The organism is Streptomyces fructofermentans (assembly GCF_014651055.1).
Lineage (GTDB): Bacteria > Actinomycetota > Actinomycetes > Streptomycetales > Streptomycetaceae > Streptomyces > Streptomyces fructofermentans.
Genome location: NZ_BMWD01000011.1, coordinates 189,099 through 208,624, shown reverse-complemented (window position 1 = coordinate 208,624; position 19,526 = coordinate 189,099). Strand labels below are relative to the sequence as shown.

Sequence of the window (19,526 nt, the reverse complement as noted above, 5' to 3'; positions counted from 1 at the left end):
GGCCGGCTTTCACGGCCACCGGAAGCAGGTCCGCGTCCGGCCGCTCACGGCCTGCGGCACGGGGATTCGGAGGCCGGGGTCAGCCGGTCGCCAGGTCGCGGCGGTTCAGGGCGGTCAGTCCCAGCGCGACCAGCGACGCGGCGAGTGCCGTCAGCGCCAGCGGCGGGGTCCACGCCATGTCCCCGCCGGGCAGCTTCGGCAGATGGCCGAAGGGGGAGAGGTCCAGCACGGCCGCGGGCAGTCCGAGGGCCGGACCGATCCAGCCGAGGAGCAGCACGGCGCCCGCCACGCCCCACGCCCCCGGCGCCGCCCGCGGGGACAGCCCGTGCAGGAGGACCGCCACACCCCCCACGGTCCAGATCGCCGGCAGCTGGACCAGACAGGCGCCGAGGACGGCCGGGACGTCCCGGCCGTAGCCGGCGCCGAGCCCGAGCCCGCCGAGCAGCATGATCACGGCCGCTCCGCCGAACGCGATCAGCAGATGGCCGGCGGCCCAGCCGAGCCTGCCGACCGCGGCCGCGAGGACGGGCTCGGCCCGCTGGGAGGTCTCCTCGGCGTGCAGCCGCAGCACGGACTGCACGACGTACAGCGCGGCGATCATCCCGAGCATGCCGGCCATCGTGGCCAGGAAGGCGTCGGTGATCCCGGACTGCCCGCCCATCCGCTCGATGATCTCGCGGGTCCGCTCGTTGTCGCCGACCAGGTCCGCCGCGCCCTTGGTGATCCCGCCGAACGCGGCCCCCGCGGCCAGGAAGCCGAGGCCCCAGCCGAGCAGGCTGCCGCGCTGGAGCCGCCACGCCAGCGCGTGCGCGGTGCCGAGCCTGCCGGTGGCGGGTCCCGGCCGGGCCGGCAGGAAGCTCATGCCGACGTCACGGCGCCCGGCGAGCCCGTACGCCACCGCGGCCTGGAGGCCGGCGGCCGCGGCGAACAGGACGAGCACCCACCACCGCTCCCCCGCGAAGGCCCGCAGGTTCTCCAGCCAGCCGACCGGGGACAGCCAGGTGAGCACCGAGGAACCGTCGTCCACCGCGGAGTCGCCCGCCGCCCGCAGCACGAACATCGCGCCCAGCAGCCCGCCCGCCAGCCCCTTGGCGAGCCGCGCGCTCTCCGTGACCTGCGCGGCCACGGCCGCCGCCGTCGCGCACACCATCCCCGTCCCGGCCGTGCCGAGCCCGAGGGCCGCCGCCCCGGCCACGCCCTGCCCGGCGAGGCCGGCCGTGATCAGGAGGGCGAGGGCCGCGTTCGCGACGAGGGCCGCGAGCAGCGCCGCGCTCAGCGGGGCGCGCCGCCCGACCATGCCCGCGGAGAGCAGTTCCTGACGGCCGCTCTCCTCCTCGTCCCGGGTGTGCCGCACCACGACCAGCAGGCTCATGATTCCGGCGAAGACGCCCGTGAAGACGCCGGCGCGCCAGGCGACGAGGCCGCCGAGGGAGTCCCCGAACACCGGCCCGTAGGTGGCCCGGAGGGAGTTGTTGGCGAGCATCTGCCGTGCCACGTCGGCGCGTTCGGCCGCCGTCGGGTAGACGCCGTCCAGCGCGCCAGGCATGGAGAGCACCATCAGGGCGATCACGCCGACCCACAGCGGGATCATCAGCCGGTCGCGGCGCAGCGCGAGCCGCAGCAGTGTTCCCGTACCGGCGTGGCGGCGGGGCCCCGCGTCCCGTACGGCGAAGCGGGCGTCCGCCGCCACGCCGGTCATCGCGCCACCTCCGGAGTGCCCGTTCCGTCCTGGTAGTGCCGCAGGAACAGCTCCTCCAGCGTCGGCGGCGTCGAGGTCAGCGTGCGTACGCCCGACTCGGTGAGAGAGCGCAGCACCGCGTTCAACCGGTCGCTCTCCACCTGGAGTCCGACGCGGTTCCCCCGGACCTCCAGGTGGTGGACGCCCGGCAGCAGTGCCAACCCGTCGGGCGGACCGCTGAGTTCGGCCGTGACGCTGGTGCGGGTCAGATGGCGCAGGTCGGCGAGGGAACCGCTCTCGACGGTCCGGCCGCCGCGGATGATGCTGACCCGGTCGCAGAGTTCCTCGACCTCGCTGAGGATGTGCGAGGACAGCAGCACGGTCCGGCCGCGGTCGCGCTCCTCCGCGACGCACCGCCGGAAGACCGCCTCCATCAGCGGGTCGAGGCCGGAGGTCGGCTCGTCCAGGATCAGCAGGTCGACGTCCGAGGCGAAGGCGGCGACGAGGGCGACCTTCTGGCGGTTGCCCTTGGAGTAGGTCCGGCCCTTCTTCGTCGGGTCCAGTTCGAACCGCTCGACCAGTTCGGCCCGGCGTGCCGCGTCGAGGCCCCCGCGCAGCCGCCCGTACAGGTCGATGACCTCGCCGCCGGACAGGTTCCGCCACAGGGTCACGTCGCCGGGTACGTAGGCGACCCGCCGGTGCAGTTCGACCGCGTCGGCCCACGGGTCCCGGCCCAGCATCCGGACGGCGCCCGCGTCGGCGCGCAGCAGGCCCAGCAGGACTCTGATGGTCGTGGACTTACCGGAGCCGTTGGGGCCGAGGAAGCCGTGCACCTCACCGGGTTCGACCTCCAGGTCGAGACCGTCCAGGGCGTGCGTGGTGCCGAACGACTTGCGGAGTCCGGCGACGGTGATGGCCTGCGTCATGCTTCAGAAAGTACGCTTGTTTCAGAAATTTGTGAAGTTAAGGAAACGCATGAACGGCGGATAGACTCGGAGCGGCCGGCGAGGCAGGGAGATGATCGGGCGATGACGGAGCCGAGCACGGCGGGACGGGACTCCCGGGCCGTGTCGAAATTCGTGGAGGGCTTCGCGGCCCAGCTCGTCGAGGCCGGGATGCAGCGCATGGCCGCCCGGGTCTTCGCCGCGCTGCTCGCGTCCGACTCGGGTGCCATGACCTCGGCCGAACTCGGGGACCAGCTCCGGGTCAGCCCGGCCGCCGTCTCCGGTGCCGTGCGCTATCTCGCCCAGGTCCACATGGTGTCCCGCGAGCGCGAACCCGGGTCCCGCCGCGAGCGGTACCGCGTGCACAGCGACCAGTGGTACGAGGCGGTGACCAGCCGTGACGCCGTGCTCACGCGCTGGGAGCAGTCCCTGCGCGAGGGCGTCGACAGCCTGGGCGCCGGAACCCCCGCGGGGGAGCGGCTCGCGGAGACGCTCGCCTTCTTCGAGTACCTGGACGGCGAGCTGGTCCAGCTGATGGCGCGGTGGCGCGAGCACCGCGACCGGACCTTCGGCAAGGGCTAGACCGCACGGCCCCACCCCGCGCCGCCCGCCGTACCCCCGCCCTTTCGTGCGCCTTTCGTGCGCCTGCCTTGCCCTGTCCGGGTTTGCCTCCTGCGTGCCCCGCCCCGTCCCGGCCGCCGTCACGCCCTGCCGCACCCGCGCCGCACCGGGTCCGCCCTGCTCCGGGCCCCCTGTCCCGGGGCGGGGCCGATCCCTCCCCCGGGCCGCCCGTACGGGGTCACCCCGGCAGGGTGAGCCCCCACGCGGCCTCCCGTACCGTCCACGTGCGGGTCCGCACCGGGCCGCCCACCAGCGCGTCCGCGCGGTAGCGGAAGTCCGCCCCGGACACGGTGATCGTCCGTGCGACCGCCTCCAGGGGAGCCGCCACCGCCCCGACGGAGACGGGGCGCACCTCCACCCGGGCGCCGCCGCCCGCACCGCCCGGCGTGACGCACACGGCCTCCACCGGCTGGTCCAGGTCGACCAGGGTGACCCCGTCGACCTCGATCCGCAGCCGCGAGGGCCCCGGTGCCACCGGGGCCGCCGCCCGCACCGGCCGGGACGCCAGGGTGCGCACGAGGGACTGGCAGGTGCGCAGCCAGTGATGGTGGTGGTGCCCGGGCGCGGCCCCCGCGTGCGCGGGGTCGCCGTCCGGGTCCAGGAGGGCCCACGGATCGGTCCCGGCGCCGGTGAGCGGCGGGATGCGCAGCGCGCCGAGGACGACCCCGTCGCTGTCGTCCACCAGGAGGTCCAGGCGCCGCTCGGTGCCGTCCAGCACGGCCCGCGCCGCCGCGACGGCACCCGTCGGCACCCCGAGCGCCCGCGCGAGCGCCAGCGGGCCCCCGTCGACGCCCACCGGCACCATGGACAGTGCGCATCCGGCCAGTTCCCGTTGTCGGTGCAAAAGGGAAACAGCGCGCAGAAGCGCCAGGTCGTCGCCGATCACGACCAGCCGGCGGGACCCCCGCCGGGCCAGTGCGCGATCGAATTCCTCGGGCCCGTCAGGGAGGCACACTTTGGTCGTCGCACCCGCGCTGAGCACGTCTTTTGCGATCCGTACCGCCTCACCGTCACCGTGACGGGCGACCGGGTCGATGACCACCAGGAGCTGGTCGGAAGTCGCCACCTCGGTCATGCCTCGCTTCCTCGGGTAGCATCTTTGTGCAAGAGCCCCTTGCGCTATTGCGCCAGGGGCTTCGTCTATTCCGGGGCATCCGGTCCGACGGTCGCGGCCAAAGGTGGTCGCCGGCGTACGCAGCCGTACCAGAAGCAGCCGCGTACGTCCCCGACCTTGGACATGCCCCGCCCGGAAGGGGTGTACGCGCGTGCCCGCACTTGTGCTGCTCGGTGCTCAGTGGGGTGACGAAGGCAAGGGAAAGGCCACCGACCTGCTCGGTGGATCCGTGGATTATGTGGTGCGCTACCAAGGCGGCAACAACGCCGGCCACACGGTAGTCGTAGGCGATCAGAAGTACGCCCTCCACCTCCTCCCTTCCGGAATCCTCTCGCCGGGGTGCACCCCGGTCATCGGTAACGGAGTCGTCGTCGACCCGTCTGTCCTGTTCTCCGAGCTGAACGGGCTGAACGAGCGTGGCGTCGACACCTCCAAGCTTCTCATCAGCGGAAACGCGCACATCATCACCCCGTACAACGTGACGGTGGACAAGGTGACGGAACGCTTCCTCGGGAAGCGGAAGATCGGCACCACCGGTCGGGGCATCGGCCCGACCTACGCGGACAAGATCAACCGTGTCGGCATCCGTGTCCAGGACCTGTACGACGAGTCCATCCTGACCCAGAAGGTCGAGGCGGCGCTCGACGGCAAGAACCAGCTCCTCACCAAGGTCTTCAACCGCCGGGCCATCGAGGTCGAGCAGGTCGTCGAGGAACTGCTGACCTACGCGGAGCGGCTGCGCCCGTACGTCGCCGACACCGTGCTCGTCCTGAACCAGGCCCTCGAAGCGGACAAGGTGGTCCTCTTCGAGGGCGGCCAGGGCACGCTGCTGGACATCGACCACGGCACCTATCCCTTCGTGACCTCGTCGAACCCGACCGCGGGCGGCGCCTGCACGGGTTCGGGCGTGGGCCCGACGAAGATCAGCCGCGTGATCGGCATCCTCAAGGCGTACACGACCCGAGTCGGCGCCGGCCCGTTCCCGACCGAGCTGTTCGACGACGACGGCGACGCGCTGCGGCGCATCGGCGGTGAGCGCGGTGTCACCACCGGCCGCGACCGCCGCTGCGGCTGGTTCGACGCGGTCATCGCGCGCTACGCGACCCGGGTCAACGGCCTGACCGACTTCTTCCTCACCAAGCTCGACGTCCTCACGGGCTGGGAGGAGATCCCGGTCTGCGTCGCGTACGAGATCGACGGCAGGCGCGTCGAGGAGCTCCCGTACTCGCAGACGGACTTCCACCACGCGAAGCCGATCTACGAGACCCTGCCGGGCTGGTCGGAGGACATCACGAAGGCCAAGACCTTCGCGGACCTCCCGAAGAACGCCCAGGCGTACGTCAGGGCCCTGGAGGAGATGTCCGGCGCCCCGATCTCCGCGATCGGCGTCGGTCCGGGCCGCGACGAGACGATCGAGATCAACTCCTTCATCTAGTACGGCGGTTCGACGCGCTCTCCCGCCCCCGGCCGGCTCCCGCCGACCGGGGGCGGTGTGCTGCCCGGACCCGGACCGCACACCGGGACAGATGTGGGCGCACCTCTCGCAACGGGCATAGTCTGAAGGCGCGACCGCACCGCGTCCGCACATCTGCCGAGGGTGAAGAAGGTGAGTGCGATGCGCGTCATGCTCAAGGCGAAGCTGGACACGGAGAAGGCGAACGAGGTGTTCCGCAGCGGGAAGATGGCCGACCTGCTGAAGGAGACCATGGACCACATCAGGCCCGAGGCCGCGTACTTCGGCCCCGAGGGCGGCCGGCGTACCTGTTTCCTGGTCTTCGACATGCGGGACAGCTCGGAGATGCCTCCGGCCCTGGAGCCCTTCTTCACCCAGCTCAACGCCGAGGTCGAGATCTTCCCGATCATGAACGGCGAGGACCTGGAGAAGGGCCTGTCCCAGATCCACTGACCCGCTGATCCACTGACCCGCCGATCCGCACCGGCCCGGACCGCGACGGTCCGGGCCGGTGCGGTCGGCCCGCGCGGCCGGCCGGTGCGGGTGGCCGGCCCGCGGGTCGACGCGGCCTAGCTGAAGATGATCATCGAGCCCTGCGCCAGGCTCCGCGTCGCCGCCGCGTGCAGCCCGAGCCACACGTGCCGTTCGCGGGCGAACGGGCTCGCGTCGAAGGCCGCGGGCGCCGCCGGCTCCTCCAACTCGGTCGGGGCCATGGGCGGCTCGGGAGGCGCGGGTGGGTTGGCCGGGTCTATGCCGATCGCGGGCGCGACCAGTTCCAGTTCGCGCAGCAGGGTCTGCGAGGAGCCCAGCGGGCCGCCGCCCGCGAGGAGTTCGTCGCTCGACAGCGGGTGCGGGAAGTCGACGGGGACGTAGGCGCCCGCGTGGTCGTAGTGCCAGACCAGGTGCGACTGCTGGGCCGTCGTCTCGAACATCTCCAGCAACTGCTCGTAGTCGCCGCCCAGTTCGCCGACGGGAGTCACGGGCAGACCGCAGACCTGGAGCAGGTACGCGCGCCGCAGGAAGTGCAGCGCGTCGTAGTCGAAGCCCGCGACCGGCGCCACGTCGCCGGAGAGCCCCGGCATGTAGGCGTAGACCGGTACCGGCGGAAGTCCGGACTCGCCCAGAACCTTGTCGTAGAGCGCGAGTTCCTCGGCGAAGGGGTTGTCGGGGGTGTGGCACAACACGTCGACGAGCGGGACCAGCCACAGGTCACAGGCCAACTGAGAGCTCCTCGCGTAGCACGGTGGTCAGGGCAGCGTAATGGCTGGAGGCACGCTGGGTCCCCACCGTGCGGGTCGCATGCGCCACACTCACGGCAGACTCCGCGGACCCCCCGGGGGGGGCGCGGGGGACTGCGCGCCCGGCCACGACGGAGCCGCGCACCCGCCAACCACGGCAGCCCCCTGAAGGGGCACCGGGAACTGCGCGGCGAGCCACGACGGGACCGCACCCGACGAACCGCGCCAGGTCCCCGCCAGGGCCCGCAGGCCCCGGGGCCCGTCAGCCCGCGGCGAGCCGCTCGATCAACGCCAGCGAGTGCGCGTTGTACGCGGTGACGATCGCGTGCGCGGCCGGGGCGTCCCGCTCCGCCAGGGCGTCCACGAGCCCGGTGTGCTCGGCCCAGAGCTGACCGCGCAGATCGTCGATCCGACGCAGGTGCTGGACCGCGCACACCCAGGACTGCACGCGCAGTCGGTGCAGGAAGTCGGCGAGGTACGGATTGCCGAAGAGCCCGCTGAGTTCGCGCCAGAAACGCAGGTCGTAGCCGATCAGGATGTTGAGGTCGCCCGCGGCGGCGGCCCGCTGGGCCTCCTCGCCGCGGCGGCGCACCGCGGCGAGCGCGGCGCCGGTGCGCGGGTCGTCGGCACGGGTGGCGAGCGCGGCGCGGGCGCCCCGGGTGGTGGACGCGGTCTCGTCCAGCAGGCCGTGGAAGATGCTCTCCGTGACCAGGCTGCGGGCCTCGATCATGCCCCTGTAGTCGTTCAGCGAGTACTCGTGGACGCGGAAGCCCCGGTGCTGGTCCGCGTCGAGGAGGCCCTGTGCCGAGAGGTCGACGAGGGCCTCGCGGACCGGGGTCGCGGAGACCCCGTACTGCTCGGCGATCTCCTTGACCGTGAACTCCTGACCCGGCAGGAGGCGGCCGGCCAGCACTTCGTCGCGGAGCGCGTCCGCGATCTGCTGCCGCAGGGTGCTGCGCGTGACGGCGCCATAGCCGCTGCCGGTGCCGGCCATCGTCCTGTTCCCTCCCCCGATCGGGTAAGTGCTCGCCCATGTCTACGGGCCAGTCACCTTACGCGTTCGACGTCGGGGCAACCGGTCGGGAATTGACCGCATTTCCGGAGGGTGCCGCACCGGATTCGGCACCCTCCGTGACCGGCTGTACTACACCGTGTGCTCGTCCGCCACGGAGAGTGCCTCGTCGAGCGCGGCCAGGCCCTCCTTGGCCTCGGCCTCCGTGATGTTGCACGGCGGCACGACGTGGGTGCGGTTCATGTTGACGAAGGGCCACAGGCCGCGGGCCTTCGCCGCGGCGGCGAAGGCCGCCATGGGCGCGTTGGCCTCGCCGGAGGCGTTGTACGGCACCAGCGGCTCGCGGGTCTCCCTGTTCCGTACGAGCTCCAGCGCCCAGAACACGCCGGTGCCCCGCACCTCCCCGATGCTCGGGTGCCGGTCGGCGAGTTCGCGCAGGCCCGGGCCGAGGACGGTCTCGCCGATGCGGGCGGCCTGGCCGACGATCCCCTCCTCCTCCATCACGTTGATGGTGGCGACGGCCGCGGCGCAGGCCAGCGGGTGCCCGGAGTAGGTGAGGCCGCCGGGGTAGGGGCGGCGCGCGAAGGTCTCCGCGACGGCGCCGGAGATGGCGACACCGCCGAGCGGCACGTAACCGGAGTTGACGCCCTTCGCGAAGGTCATCAGGTCGGGCACGACACCCGTGTGGTCGGCGGCGAACCAGGCGCCCGTCCGGCCGAAGCCCGCCATCACCTCGTCGAGGACGAAGAGGATGCCGTACTGGTCGCACAGCGCCCGTACGCCCTCCAGGTAGCCGGGCGGCGGGACCATGATCCCGGCCGTGCCGGGGATCGTCTCCAGCACGACCGCCGCGATGGTCGCCGGGCCCTCGAAGGCGATGGTGTCGGCGAGGTGCTGGAGCGCGCGCTCGCACTCCTCCTGCTCGGTCGACGCGTGGAACGGGGAGCGGTAGAGGAAGGGCGCCCAGAAGCGCACGACGCCGGCGGACCCGCTGTCGTTGGGCCAGCGGCGCGGGTCGCCGGTCATGTTGATCGCGGTGCTGGTGGCGCCGTGGTACGAGCGGTAGGCGCTCAGCACCTTCGGGCGGCCGGTGTGCAGCCGGGCCATCCGGGTGGCGTTCTCGATCGCCTCGGCGCCGCCGTTGGTGAAGAAGATCTTGTCGAGGTCGCCCGGGGTCCGCTCGGCTATCAGCCGGGCCGCCTCGGAGCGGGCCTCCACGGCGAAGGCGGGCGCGAACGTGGTCAGGGTCGCGGCCTGCTCCTGGATCGCCGTGACGACCTTCGGGTGCTGGTAGCCGATGTTGGTGAAGACGAGCCCGCTGGTGAAGTCCAGATACCGCTTGCCTTCGTAGTCCCAGAAGTAGGACCCCTCGGCACCGGCGACGGCGAGCGGGTCGATGAGTTCCTGCGCGGACCAGGAGTGGAACACATGGGCGCGGTCGGCCGCCTTCACGGCGGCGCCGGCCTGAGGGTCGGGCTGAGGGGTCATGGGGCCGAGCGTAGATGTCGGGGGCGGGCGTACGACATCGGCGTCCTGTCTGCGGTGCGGGCGCGAACGCGACAGGTTGTCGCGTGTGGACGGCGGTTCCGATCCACGGCAACAGTTGACAGCATCCTGTCGAAATGACAGCATGCTTACATAAGCACTTCGGAGCAGCACCCAGGAGGAGCCATGACCCGCAAGCCCGTGTACCTGGCCGTCTACAACACGCTGGCCGACTGGGAGACCGGACACACGACCGCGTACCTCGCGCGGGCCGGCTACGAGATCCGCACGGTCGGGCCCTCGCTCGACCCGGTCACCTCCATCGGCGGGCTGACGGTCAGGCCCGACATCGCGCTCGACGACGTACGCCCCGAGGACGCCGCGCTGCTGATCCTGCCGGGCGCGGACCTGTGGGACACCGGCACGGAACTGGCCCCCTTCGCCCGCAAGGCGCGGGAGTTCCTCGCGGCGGACGTGCCGGTCGCCGCGATCTGCGGCGGCACGGCCGGCCTCGCCCGCGAGGGGCTGCTCGACGACCGGGCCCACACGAGTGCCGTCTCCTTCTACCTGGCGGCCACCGGATACGGCGGCGGCGAGCGGTACGTGGACGCCGACGCGGTGACCGACGGAAAGCTGGTCACGGCCGGCCCGACCGAGCCGGTGGCGTTCGCCCGGGAGGTCTTCGGACTGCTCGGGGTCTACGAGGGGCAGGTCCTCGACGCCTGGTACCGGCTGTTCCACGACTCGGACCCCGAGGCGTACGCGGTCCTCGAGGCGGCCGGGCAGTGAGCGGGGAACGCCAGGCACTGTTCAGCCGCACCGCCCTCGGTGTCTTCCGGCTGAACGGCCGGTTCCTCGGCGTGGCCGAGGAACTGGCCGCGCCCGCCGGCCTCACCGCCGCCTGGTGGCAGGTGCTCGGAGCGGTGCTGCGGGAGCCGCTGTCCGTCTCGGGGATCGCCCGGGCCATGGGCATCACCCGGCAGAGCGTGCAGCGGATCGCCGACCTGCTCGTCACGCGCGGGCTGGCCGAGTACGTGCCCAACCCCGCCCACCGCCGCGCGAAACTGCTGCGTCCGACACCCGACGGCCGCGCGGCCGTCGAGCGGATCGGCCCGGGGCACTCGGCCTTCGCGGACCGGCTCGCGCTGGCCCTCGGCGACCGGGAGTTCGCCGAGACGGTCCGGGTGCTGGAGCGGCTGGCCGACGTGATGGAGACACTCACCGAGCCAGGCCGCGAACAGGAGCCGCAGACGGGCCGGTGAGGCCGCGCCGGGCGGCTCCGGCCCGGTGCGGCGGGCGGTCGCGGGAGGGCTCGGGGAGCGGCTCGGGGAGCGGCGCGCGGCCGGTGCCGGCAGCGTCCGGGGCCGGCCGCGGGGCGCCGGACCTGCTGTTACGGAACCGTAGACACCACCTGCGGCCTGCTCCGTGCCCCTCCGCACTATCCTCGGGCTGTCGCACACGTACGGGGGAGGGGCGGCAACCGATGGAGAAGCTCGGTCCTGCCGATCCGCAGCGGATCGGCGCTTATCGACTGCTGGCACGGCTCGGTGCGGGGGGCATGGGGCAGGTGTACCTGGCGCGATCCGACCGGGGACGGACCGTCGCCGTGAAGCTGGTGCGCCGGGAACTCGCCGAACAGGACGAGTTCCGCGCCCGGTTCCGCCAGGAGGTGCAGGCGGCCGGACGCGTCGGCGGCCACTGGACGGCACCCGTACTGGACGCGGACACCGAGGCCGCCGTCCCCTGGGTCGCCACGGGCTATGTGGCCGGACCCACGCTCCAGACGGTCGTCGGGCACGACCACGGCGCGCTCCCCGAGCGTTCCGTACGCATCCTCGCGGCCGGTCTCGCCCACGCGCTCAAGGACATCCACGAGGCCGGTCTGATCCACCGCGACCTCAAGCCGTCGAACATCCTCGTCACCATCGACGGCCCGCGCGTCATCGACTTCGGCATAGCCCGGGCCCTGGAGACGGTGACCGACGGCGGTCTCACCCGCACCGGCGCGCTCGTCGGCTCGCCCGGTTTCATGGCCCCCGAGCAGGTGCGCGGCGAACGCATCACGCCCGCCTGCGACGTCTTCTGCCTGGGCTCGGTCCTCGCGTACGCGGCCACTGGCGCCCTTCCCTTCGGCACCGCCAACAGCGGCGTGCACGCCCTGATGTTCCGGGTCGCCCAGGAGGAGCCCGACCTGTCGGCGCTCCCGGAGGGCCTGTACGACCTCGTGCGGCAGTGCCTGCGCAAGGACCCGGAAGCCCGCCCGGGCCTCGACGACGTGCTGGAGCGCACGGGCGCCGAGGACACCGTCGTGGACGGCCGCAGCCGCGACCCCTGGCTGCCCGGGATGCTGGTGGCCCAGCTCGGACGGCACGCCGTCCGGCTGCTCGACACGGAGGACCCGGAGGAGGCGGAACCGGGCGCGGCGCCCGCGAGTGCCGCCGGTCCGCAGGCCGTACCCGTTCCGCCGGCCCTGCCCGGATCCCCGGCCGTCGCCGGTCCGCCGGCCGCCGGGGTCGCAGGGGCTGCGGGGGACGCGCCGGCTGCGCCCGCCGTCCCGGCCGTACCCGCCGCCCCGGAGGGCGGTGGGGCCGAGGACCATCCGGGCGGCACCGCCCCCGTCGATCCGCCGGGGCCCGTCGTGGCCACGCCGACCACGGCGAACCCCGTCCCCGAGGCGACGCCCGAGCACGCCCCCGCGCCCGACGGCGGTACGCCGCCCCCGCCGGGCACTCCGGGGGGCGCCTCGCTCGACCACCTGCCGACGATGATCACGGGCGCGCCGCCCACCCCCGCGCCCACCCCGCCGGCGGGACCCGCCGCGGTGCGCGGTCCGGCGCCGGCGCACCCGGCGTACGGCCACCCGCAGCAGCACCCGCTGCCCGGCGCCTACGGCTACCCGCCCCAGCAGCCCGGCGCGTGGTCCGCTGCCCCGGGCGGGTACGCGCCCGCCCCGGGCTCGACGCCTCCCTACGGCCCGACGCCCCCGTACGGACCCACGCCGCCGTACGGACCCACGCCCCCCTACGGTCCGGGAGCCCCGCAGCCCGAACCGCCGCGCCGGGGCGGCCGGTCCACCGCCGTGCTGGTCGCGGTGGCGCTGGTCGTCGCGCTGGGCGCGGGCGCGTCCGTGTACGCGCTGATGAAGGACGGCGCGGACGAGCGCGCGGGCGGTGAGGTGAGCCCGTCCCCGACGACGGGCGCGCCGACGACACCGGGCCCGGCCACGGAGGAGCCCACGACCCTGCCGCCGACCACGCGGCAGGAGGCGCCGCCGCAGGACGGCGCCGTACCCGCCGCGTACCTGGGCACCTGGAACGCGTCCATCGACAACGACACCGGGCACAACACCCGCCGGCTCACCATCCGGCAGGGCGAGGTCGGCGACGCGGTGCTGTCGCTCACGGCGGACGGCGGCACGTACCACTGCGTGTTCCGGGCGGAACTGGCCGAGGCCCCGGACGACGGCGGGCCGTTGCGCGTCGGACCCTCCCAGGTCGTCGTCGGGGAGCCGGCCAGTTCGTGCACCCCCGGCAAGGCCTCGGAGCTGACCCTCCTCCCGGACGGGCGCATGCGCCGGGTCATCGGCACGGACGGCGAACTCACGTACACGAAGCAGGGCTGAGACCGCGCGCCACCGGTACGGCCCGCACCGGCCGTGGACGCCCCGGCCGTGGACTCCGAGCGCCGTGTCGACGGCCCCCGGAGCCCACGGCCGGGGCGTCCGGTCACCCGGCGGTCCGGCGGTCCGGCACCCGCCTCCGCCGACCGGGTGCCGAGCACGGTCGCGCCGGTGTCCGGTGTCCGGTGCCTAGGCGCAGCGGGCCCGGCCACGCGACGGGCCACGACCGGCCGGCCCGTACCGCGCGGCCGCACCGGGGGGCCCTTGCCGCGCGGCCCGCACGTGCGGCCGGGCGCCCGGACCCTCGTTGCGCTAACGGGGCTCCGGCGGGCGCTGCCTGGGCATGTTGGGCCGGGTCCCCGGGGGCAGCGGGGGGCGTCCCGGAGGGGCCGCCTCGCCGCGCGGCCCGCCGCACGCCCCGGCCTGGACGGCCGACGGGGCGGACCCGGTCCGGAACTCGACCATCCAGTCCGACGTCTCCGCCCGCACCAGCTCCGTGACGTCCTCGGAGAACCGCCTCAGCACCCCGAGGCAGCGCTCCGCCGCCTCACCCGCGGTCCCCTCGGTGGGCCCCAGGACCTCCCGCACGCACTCCGAGGCCCACTCGAACTGGAGGACCTGGAGCCGCCGCTGCACGGCCTGGGCGGTGGCCACGTCCCGCATCCAGCCGGACGTCACCCCGAAGAAACGGTCCCCCGCGACACAGGCGGTGCCGATCAGCAGCGCCAGGTACCCCAAGGCGGTGGCGCCGCGGACCGCCCCGGCGAGATCCAGCAGCGGCAGCGCGGCCCCGGAGAGCGCGCCCACGGCGGCCCCGGTCCGCAGGGCGCGCGCCCCGCGCCGCTTCCACACCCGGTCGGCGAGGTACCAGGACGCCGTGCTCAGCGCACCTTCCTCCACCCACCGGTACAGCTCGTGGAGCCGCTCGGCCGGCTCCCCCCAGTCCCCGAGCGGGAAGGCCCTGCCCAGCAGATCGCCGGACCACGGGCCCTCGGGCCCGGGACCGCCGGGCCCCGGACGGCCGGACCACGAACGGCCGGACCACGGAGTGCCGGGACGCGGGCCGTCGGGCCGTGCAGCGTCGTCCCGACCGTCCTGGGCCGACCCCTCGGGCTGCATGTCCGGCTGGCTCACCCGACGCTCCCTACCTATGACGTTGCGTGACGATGGTGTGGCGCATGGTGCTGGTGCGCCGCACCCTTATTACCTCCCAATGGGTGGCGATGGGCCCGGTTTCAGGGGTTTTCCGCTCGGACGTGGGTCTTGATCAGGTATAGGCCGTCCTGTTGTCTCACTCGAAAGAGTGCCGGGGCGTAGGCCCCGTAGACCACGTAGGCTCGTGCCAAGGCGGAAAACTCCGCCGGCAGGCGTACAGACAGCAGCACACCCAGCGGTACGACGACCGTACGGATACCAGGAGCTGATCGTGATTCCCGGTGGTGGCCAGCCCAACATGCAGCAGTTGCTGCAGCAGGCCCAGAAGATGCAGCAGGACCTCGCGAACGCGCAGGAGGAACTGGCGCGCACGGAGGTCGAGGGCCAGGCCGGAGGCGGTCTGGTGAGGGCGACGGTCACGGGCTCCGGCGAGCTGCGCGGCCTGGTCATCGACCCGAAGGCCGTCGACCCGGAGGACACCGAGACCCTCGCCGACCTCGTGGTCGCGGCGGTCCAGGCGGCCAACGAGAACGCGCAGACGCTCCAGCAGCAGAAACTCGGCCCGCTGACCCAGGGGCTCGGCGGCGGCATCCCCGGCCTGCCGTTCTAAGTCAACCCGGCGGTCCCTTCTAAGAAGGCCGGCCGCCAACTACCGTACGTACGAAGAAGGCAAGCGCGACTACGGTACGTACCGAGCACGACGAGCAGGGACAGGAAGGCAATCCGTGTACGAAGGCGTGGTCCAGGACCTCATCGACGAACTGGGGCGGTTGCCCGGCGTCGGTCCCAAGAGCGCGCAGCGGATCGCCTTCCACATCCTGCAGGCCGAGCCGACGGACGTGCGCCGGCTCGCGCAGTGCCTCATGGAGGTCAAGGCGAAGGTCCGGTTCTGCGCCACCTGCGGCAACGTCGCGCAGGAGGACCTGTGCAACATCTGCCGCGACCCGCGCCGCGACCTCTCGGTCATCTGCGTGGTCGAGGAGCCCAAGGACGTGGTCGCGGTCGAGCGCACCCGCGAGTTCCGGGGCAAGTACCACGTCCTGGGCGGCGCGATCAGCCCGATCGAGGGCGTCGGCCCGGACGACCTGCGCATAAGGGAGCTGCTGGCCCGCCTGGCGGACGGCGTGGTCACGGAGCTGATCCTGGCGACGGACCCCAACCTGGAGGGCGAGGCCACCGCCACCTACCTCGCCCGGATGATCAAGCCCATGGGGCTGCGGGTCACCCGCCTCGCCAGCGGGCTGCCGGTCGGCGGGGACCTCGAGTACGCCGACGAGGTCACCCTGGGCCGGGCCTTCGAGGGGAGGCGACTCCTCGATGTCTGACGGGACCGTTCCGGGGCGCCTTCGGACGAAGGCGGCTGTCGGATGTCCGAATGTGCACTCCGCGTCCGTGACGGAGTTCTTGAGGAAGGTCGGGTTCTAGATGTCTGACGCCACGCTGCACGCGAGGGGGCAGGACCCCGACGACTTCGCGGTCCAGATCGCGGACCAGATCGGCAGCTTTCTCGTAGCCGTCACCGAGGTCGCGAAGGGCGACGAGCCGGACTCGGCCGTTCCCTTCCTGCTCCTCGAAGTGTCCCAACTCCTGCTGGCCGGCGGCCGTCTGGGCGCGCACGAGGACATCCTGCCCGACGAGCGCTACGAGCCGGACCTCGGACCCGAGCCGGACGTGGACGAACTCCGCGAGCGCCTCGCCGTGATGCTCGACCCGGTCGACGTCTACTCCGAGGTCTTCGACCCGTACGAGCCCCGCAAGCCCCCTGTCCCGGCCCGTATCTCCGACGACCTGGCCGACGTCATCACGGACCTGCGGCACGGCATGGCGCACTACCGCGCGGGCCGCACCACGGAAGCCATGTGGTGGTGGCAGTTCTCGTACTTCTCCAACTGGGGTTCCACGGCCTCGGCGACCCTGCGGGCCCTGCAGTCCCTGGTCGCCCATGTCCGCCTGAACCAGCCCCTGCAGGAGCTGGACGGCCTGGACACGGACCAGGAGCTCAGCGAGGACGCCCTCGCGGAGGAGGCGGGCCGCGTGATGGCGGAGGAGATCGCCGGCCCGCTGGGGCTGCGCACGGTGAAGTAGGCGTTTTTGCCGGCAGGCCCGCGGGGTCGGTTCGCGATTCTTGTGTTCTGTGGGGCGCGGCGGTCACGCCGCGCCCCACACGCATGCGTGGCGCGGGTCGGCGGACCGTCCGGTGCGGCGGGGGCGCGGTCCGGCCGGCGCGCGGCGCGCACGCGGCGGTCCGGTCGGGAGCGGGGTGATCCGGCGGTCCGGTCGGGAGTGGGGTGCGATCCGGCGGTTCGGTTCGGTCCGGTCCGGTCGTGGGCGGGGTGCGGGCGCGGCGCAAGCGGAACCCGGGACCGTGGGGCCGCCGACGCTCGGGACCCGTGTGACTAGGCGCACTTTCCGAGTGAGGGGGGAGCCGGGCGGGCAGGTGCCGTGCTGGAGCGGCCGAAGTACCGGACCAACCGGAACCCGGACCACCCGGTGATCGACAAGTGGGCGGGACATCTCACGATGCGATACCACCCGGGTGGAATTCGGCCGCTCGATAGACTGAGCCGACCGCAGTCGTGCGGTACGAGACGGACTGAGCGAGGAGCGCACGTGGGCCTTGTCGTGCAGAAGTACGGAGGCTCCTCCGTAGCCGATGCCGAGGGCATCAAGCGTGTCGCCAAGCGAATCGTCGACGCCAAGAAGAACGGCCATCAGGTCGTTGTCGTGGTGTCGGCGATGGGTGACACGACGGATGAGCTGATCGATCTCGCCGAGCAGGTATCCCCGATCCCTGCCGGGCGTGAGTTCGACATGCTGCTGACCGCCGGAGAGCGGATCTCCATGGCCCTGCTGGCGATGGCGATCAAAAACCTGGGCCACGAGGCCCAGAGCTTCACCGGCAGCCAGGCAGGCGTGATCACCGACTCGGTCCACAACAAAGCGCGGATCATCGATGTCACGCCCGGCCGCATCAGGACCGCGCTCGACGAGGGCAACATCGCGATCGTCGCCGGGTTCCAGGGCGTCAGCCAGGACAAGAAGGACATCACCACGCTGGGGCGCGGCGGGTCCGACACCACGGCCGTGGCGCTGGCCGCCGCACTCGACGCCGAGGTCTGCGAGATCTACACGGACGTCGACGGTGTGTTCACCGCCGACCCGCGTGTGGTGAAGAAGGCCCGGAAGATCGAGTGGATCTCGTCCGAGGACATGCTGGAGCTGGCCGCCTCCGGCTCCAAGGTGCTGCTGCACCGCTGCGTCGAGTACGCACGCCGCTACGACATCCCGATCCACGTCCGTTCGTCCTTCTCCGGACTGCCGGGCACCTGGGTCAGCAACGTAAATCCGCGAGGGGACGAGCACGTGGAGCACGCCATCATCTCCGGAGTCGCCCATGACGTCTCCGAAGCGAAGATCACGGTCGTCGGCGTCCCGGACAAGCCGGGCGAGGCCGCGGTGATCTTCCGCGCCATCGCGGACGCGGAGATCAACATCGACATGATCGTGCAGAACGTGTCCGCGGCCTCCACCGGCCTCACGGACATCTCCTTCACCCTCCCCAAGGCCGAGGGCCACAAGGCCATCGACGCGCTGGAGAAGACGAAGGGCGCGATCGGCTTCGACTCGCTGCGCTACGACGACCAGATCGGCAAGATCTCCCTGGTCGGCGCCGGGATGAAGACCAACCCCGGAGTCACCGCCTCCTTCTTCCAGGCGCTGTCCGACGCGGGCGTCAACATCGAGCTGATCTCGACCTCCGAGATCCGCATCTCCGTCGTGACCCGTCAGGACGACGTCAACGAGGCCGTGCGCGCCGTGCACACCGCCTTCGGGCTCGACTCCGACAGCGACGAGGCCGTCGTCTACGGGGGCACCGGGCGCTGATGACCGGCACCGTGGGACCCGGGACCGCGAGGCCTACCCTCGCGGTCGTGGGAGCGACCGGTGCCGTCGGCACGGTCATGCTCCAGATCCTGTCGCAGCACGCCGACATCTGGGGCGAGATCCGTCTCATCGCCTCCCCGCGCTCGGCCGGCCGCAAGCTGGCCGTGCGCGGCGAGGAGGTCGAGGTGGTGGCCCTGACGGAGGAGGCCTTCGACGGGGTCGACGTCGCCATGTTCGACGTACCCGACGAGGTGTCCGAGCGGTGGGCGCCGCTGGCGGCCTCCAAGGGTGCCGTCGTGGTGGACAACTCCGGCGCGTTCCGGATGGACCCCGAGGTGCCGCTCGTGGTGCCCGAGGTCAATCCGCACGCCGCCCGTGTCCGGCCGCGCGGCATCATCGCCAACCCCAACTGCACGACCCTGTCGATGATCGTGGCCCTCGGCGCGCTGAACGCCGAGTTCGGGCTGCGCGAGCTGGTGGTCTCCTCGTACCAGGCGGTGAGCGGGGCGGGGCGCCGCGGGGTCGAGACCCTGCGCCAGCAGCTGTCGCTCGTCGCGGGTACGGACCTGGGGACGACCCCGGGTGACGTACGGCGGGCGGTGGGGGACAACACCGGGCCGTTCCCGGAGCCGGTGGCGCTCAACGTGGTGCCGTGGGCCGGGAGTCTGCGCGAGGACGGCTGGTCGTCCGAGGAGATGAAGGTGCGGGACGAGTCCCGCAAGATCCTCGGTCTGCCCCGGCTGCCCGTCGCCGTCACCTGTGTCCGGGTACCCGTCGTCACCACGCACTCCCTGACCGTCCACGCGCGCTTCCAGGCCGAGGTGACCGTGGACAGGGCGCGCGAGATCCTGGCCACCGCACCCGGTGTGGTGCTCTTCGACAATCCGGCGGCGGGCGAGTTCCCGACGCCGGCCGACGTGGTGGGCACGGACCCGACGTGGGTCGGACGGGTGCGGCGCGCGCTCGACGACCCGACGGCGCTGGAGCTGTTCGTGTGCGGCGACAACCTGCGCAAGGGCGCCGCGCTGAACACGGCGCAGATCGCGGAGCTGGTGGCCGCGGAGCTGCGGGGGGCGTGAGCGGTCCCGGAAGGGTTCGCGGGTGCTCCCCGGTGCCCGGGCCGGAAATTTTCTGGCCCCCGCGGGGATCCTTTGTAGGATCTGTGTGACTTCAGTGATCGGATCGATGGTCCGGACCACTTGAATCGAAGCCTCTGGCGTTCGAAGATTTTTCTCCCCGTCCTCCGCAACCGCGCGGAGGGCGGGGAGCGTCTTTGCGGTCGCCCTTCAGGGGCGTCCGGACGCCACGTTCATATGGGGCAT

Annotated in this window: 18 protein-coding genes; 11 read left to right on the top strand and 7 right to left on the bottom strand. The window is 72.7% G+C overall.

Features of this window, described 5'->3' with window-relative positions; genetic code table 11:
• Positions 1-79 precede the first annotated feature (79 nt).
• Positions 80-1,699, bottom strand: coding sequence for an ABC transporter permease (locus IE265_RS17895; RefSeq protein ID WP_190036581.1), 1,620 nt, complete (start codon positions 1,697-1,699; stop codon positions 80-82).
• Positions 1,696-2,604, bottom strand: a complete 909-nt coding sequence (locus IE265_RS17890; protein ID WP_190036580.1) for an ABC transporter ATP-binding protein — start codon at positions 2,602-2,604, stop codon at positions 1,696-1,698. The genes IE265_RS17895 and IE265_RS17890 overlap by 4 nt, the downstream gene beginning before the upstream one ends.
• 102 nt (positions 2,605-2,706) lie before the next feature.
• Between IE265_RS17890 and IE265_RS17885 the strand changes: the two genes are divergently transcribed.
• Positions 2,707-3,204, top strand: coding sequence for a GbsR/MarR family transcriptional regulator (locus tag IE265_RS17885; RefSeq protein ID WP_190036579.1), 498 nt, complete (start codon positions 2,707-2,709; stop codon positions 3,202-3,204).
• 217 nt (positions 3,205-3,421) lie between these two features.
• Here the strand turns inward: IE265_RS17885 and IE265_RS17880 are convergent, their stop codons facing one another.
• On the bottom strand, positions 3,422-4,318 hold the full coding sequence (locus IE265_RS17880; protein WP_190036578.1) for a diacylglycerol kinase family protein: 897 nt from the start codon (positions 4,316-4,318) through the stop codon (positions 3,422-3,424).
• Positions 4,319-4,508: 190 nt separating this feature from the next.
• Here IE265_RS17880 and IE265_RS17875 point away from each other — a divergent pair, with 190 nt between their 5' ends.
• A complete protein-coding gene (locus IE265_RS17875; RefSeq protein ID WP_190036577.1) occupies positions 4,509-5,792 on the top strand; it encodes an adenylosuccinate synthase in 1,284 nt (427 codons plus the stop codon).
• Between the two features lie 180 nt (positions 5,793-5,972).
• Positions 5,973-6,263 (top strand): hypothetical protein, encoded by a 291-nt coding sequence (locus IE265_RS17870; RefSeq protein ID WP_190036576.1) that lies wholly within the window; start codon positions 5,973-5,975, stop codon positions 6,261-6,263.
• A gap of 116 nt (positions 6,264-6,379) precedes the next feature.
• On the opposite strand, the gene IE265_RS17865 is transcribed toward IE265_RS17870, so the two are convergent.
• From IE265_RS17865 to IE265_RS17855, 3 genes are all read right to left on the bottom strand, one after another.
• Entirely contained in the window at positions 6,380-7,030 is a 651-nt protein-coding gene (locus IE265_RS17865; RefSeq protein WP_190036575.1) for a putative DNA-mimic protein, read from the bottom strand.
• 280 nt (positions 7,031-7,310) lie between these two features.
• The gene (locus IE265_RS17860; protein ID WP_190036574.1) at positions 7,311-8,042 is read right to left on the bottom strand and encodes a GntR family transcriptional regulator; all 732 of its coding nucleotides are present in this window, start codon (positions 8,040-8,042) and stop codon (positions 7,311-7,313) included.
• Positions 8,043-8,192: 150 nt separating this feature from the next.
• The gene (locus tag IE265_RS17855; RefSeq protein WP_190036573.1) at positions 8,193-9,548 is read right to left on the bottom strand and encodes an aspartate aminotransferase family protein; all 1,356 of its coding nucleotides are present in this window, start codon (positions 9,546-9,548) and stop codon (positions 8,193-8,195) included.
• A 183-nt stretch (positions 9,549-9,731) separates the two neighbouring features.
• Here IE265_RS17855 and IE265_RS17850 point away from each other — a divergent pair, with 183 nt between their 5' ends.
• From IE265_RS17850 to IE265_RS17840, 3 genes are all read left to right on the top strand, one after another.
• A complete protein-coding gene (locus IE265_RS17850) occupies positions 9,732-10,334 on the top strand; it encodes a type 1 glutamine amidotransferase family protein (RefSeq protein WP_190036572.1) in 603 nt (200 codons plus the stop codon).
• Positions 10,331-10,807, top strand: coding sequence for a MarR family winged helix-turn-helix transcriptional regulator (locus tag IE265_RS17845; protein WP_190036571.1), 477 nt, complete (start codon positions 10,331-10,333; stop codon positions 10,805-10,807). Before IE265_RS17850 ends, IE265_RS17845 begins: the two co-directional genes overlap by 4 nt.
• Before the next feature lie 221 nt (positions 10,808-11,028).
• Entirely contained in the window at positions 11,029-13,167 is a 2,139-nt protein-coding gene (locus tag IE265_RS17840) for a serine/threonine-protein kinase (RefSeq protein ID WP_190036570.1), read from the top strand.
• A gap of 309 nt (positions 13,168-13,476) precedes the next feature.
• Here the strand turns inward: IE265_RS17840 and IE265_RS17835 are convergent, their stop codons facing one another.
• Positions 13,477-14,298 carry an SLATT domain-containing protein gene (locus tag IE265_RS17835; protein WP_229916253.1) on the bottom strand — a complete coding sequence of 274 codons (822 nt, stop codon included), beginning with the start codon at positions 14,296-14,298 and terminating at the stop codon, positions 13,477-13,479.
• Positions 14,299-14,590: 292 nt separating this feature from the next.
• Here IE265_RS17835 and IE265_RS17830 point away from each other — a divergent pair, with 292 nt between their 5' ends.
• The 5 genes from IE265_RS17830 (at position 14,591) to IE265_RS17810 (ending at position 19,283) form a co-directional block, all read left to right on the top strand.
• On the top strand, positions 14,591-14,929 hold the full coding sequence (locus tag IE265_RS17830; RefSeq protein ID WP_190036569.1) for a YbaB/EbfC family nucleoid-associated protein: 339 nt from the start codon (positions 14,591-14,593) through the stop codon (positions 14,927-14,929).
• Positions 14,930-15,044: 115 nt separating this feature from the next.
• Entirely contained in the window at positions 15,045-15,644 is a 600-nt protein-coding gene (gene recR / locus IE265_RS17825; protein WP_190036568.1) for a recombination mediator RecR, read from the top strand.
• 100 nt (positions 15,645-15,744) lie between these two features.
• On the top strand, positions 15,745-16,404 hold the full coding sequence (locus IE265_RS17820; RefSeq protein ID WP_190036567.1) for a DUF5063 domain-containing protein: 660 nt from the start codon (positions 15,745-15,747) through the stop codon (positions 16,402-16,404).
• Between the two features lie 525 nt (positions 16,405-16,929).
• Positions 16,930-18,204, top strand: coding sequence for an aspartate kinase (locus IE265_RS17815; RefSeq protein ID WP_190036566.1), 1,275 nt, complete (start codon positions 16,930-16,932; stop codon positions 18,202-18,204).
• Entirely contained in the window at positions 18,204-19,283 is a 1,080-nt protein-coding gene (locus IE265_RS17810; protein ID WP_190036565.1) for an aspartate-semialdehyde dehydrogenase, read from the top strand. Before IE265_RS17815 ends, IE265_RS17810 begins: the two co-directional genes overlap by 1 nt.
• Positions 19,284-19,526: the final 243 nt, after the last annotated feature.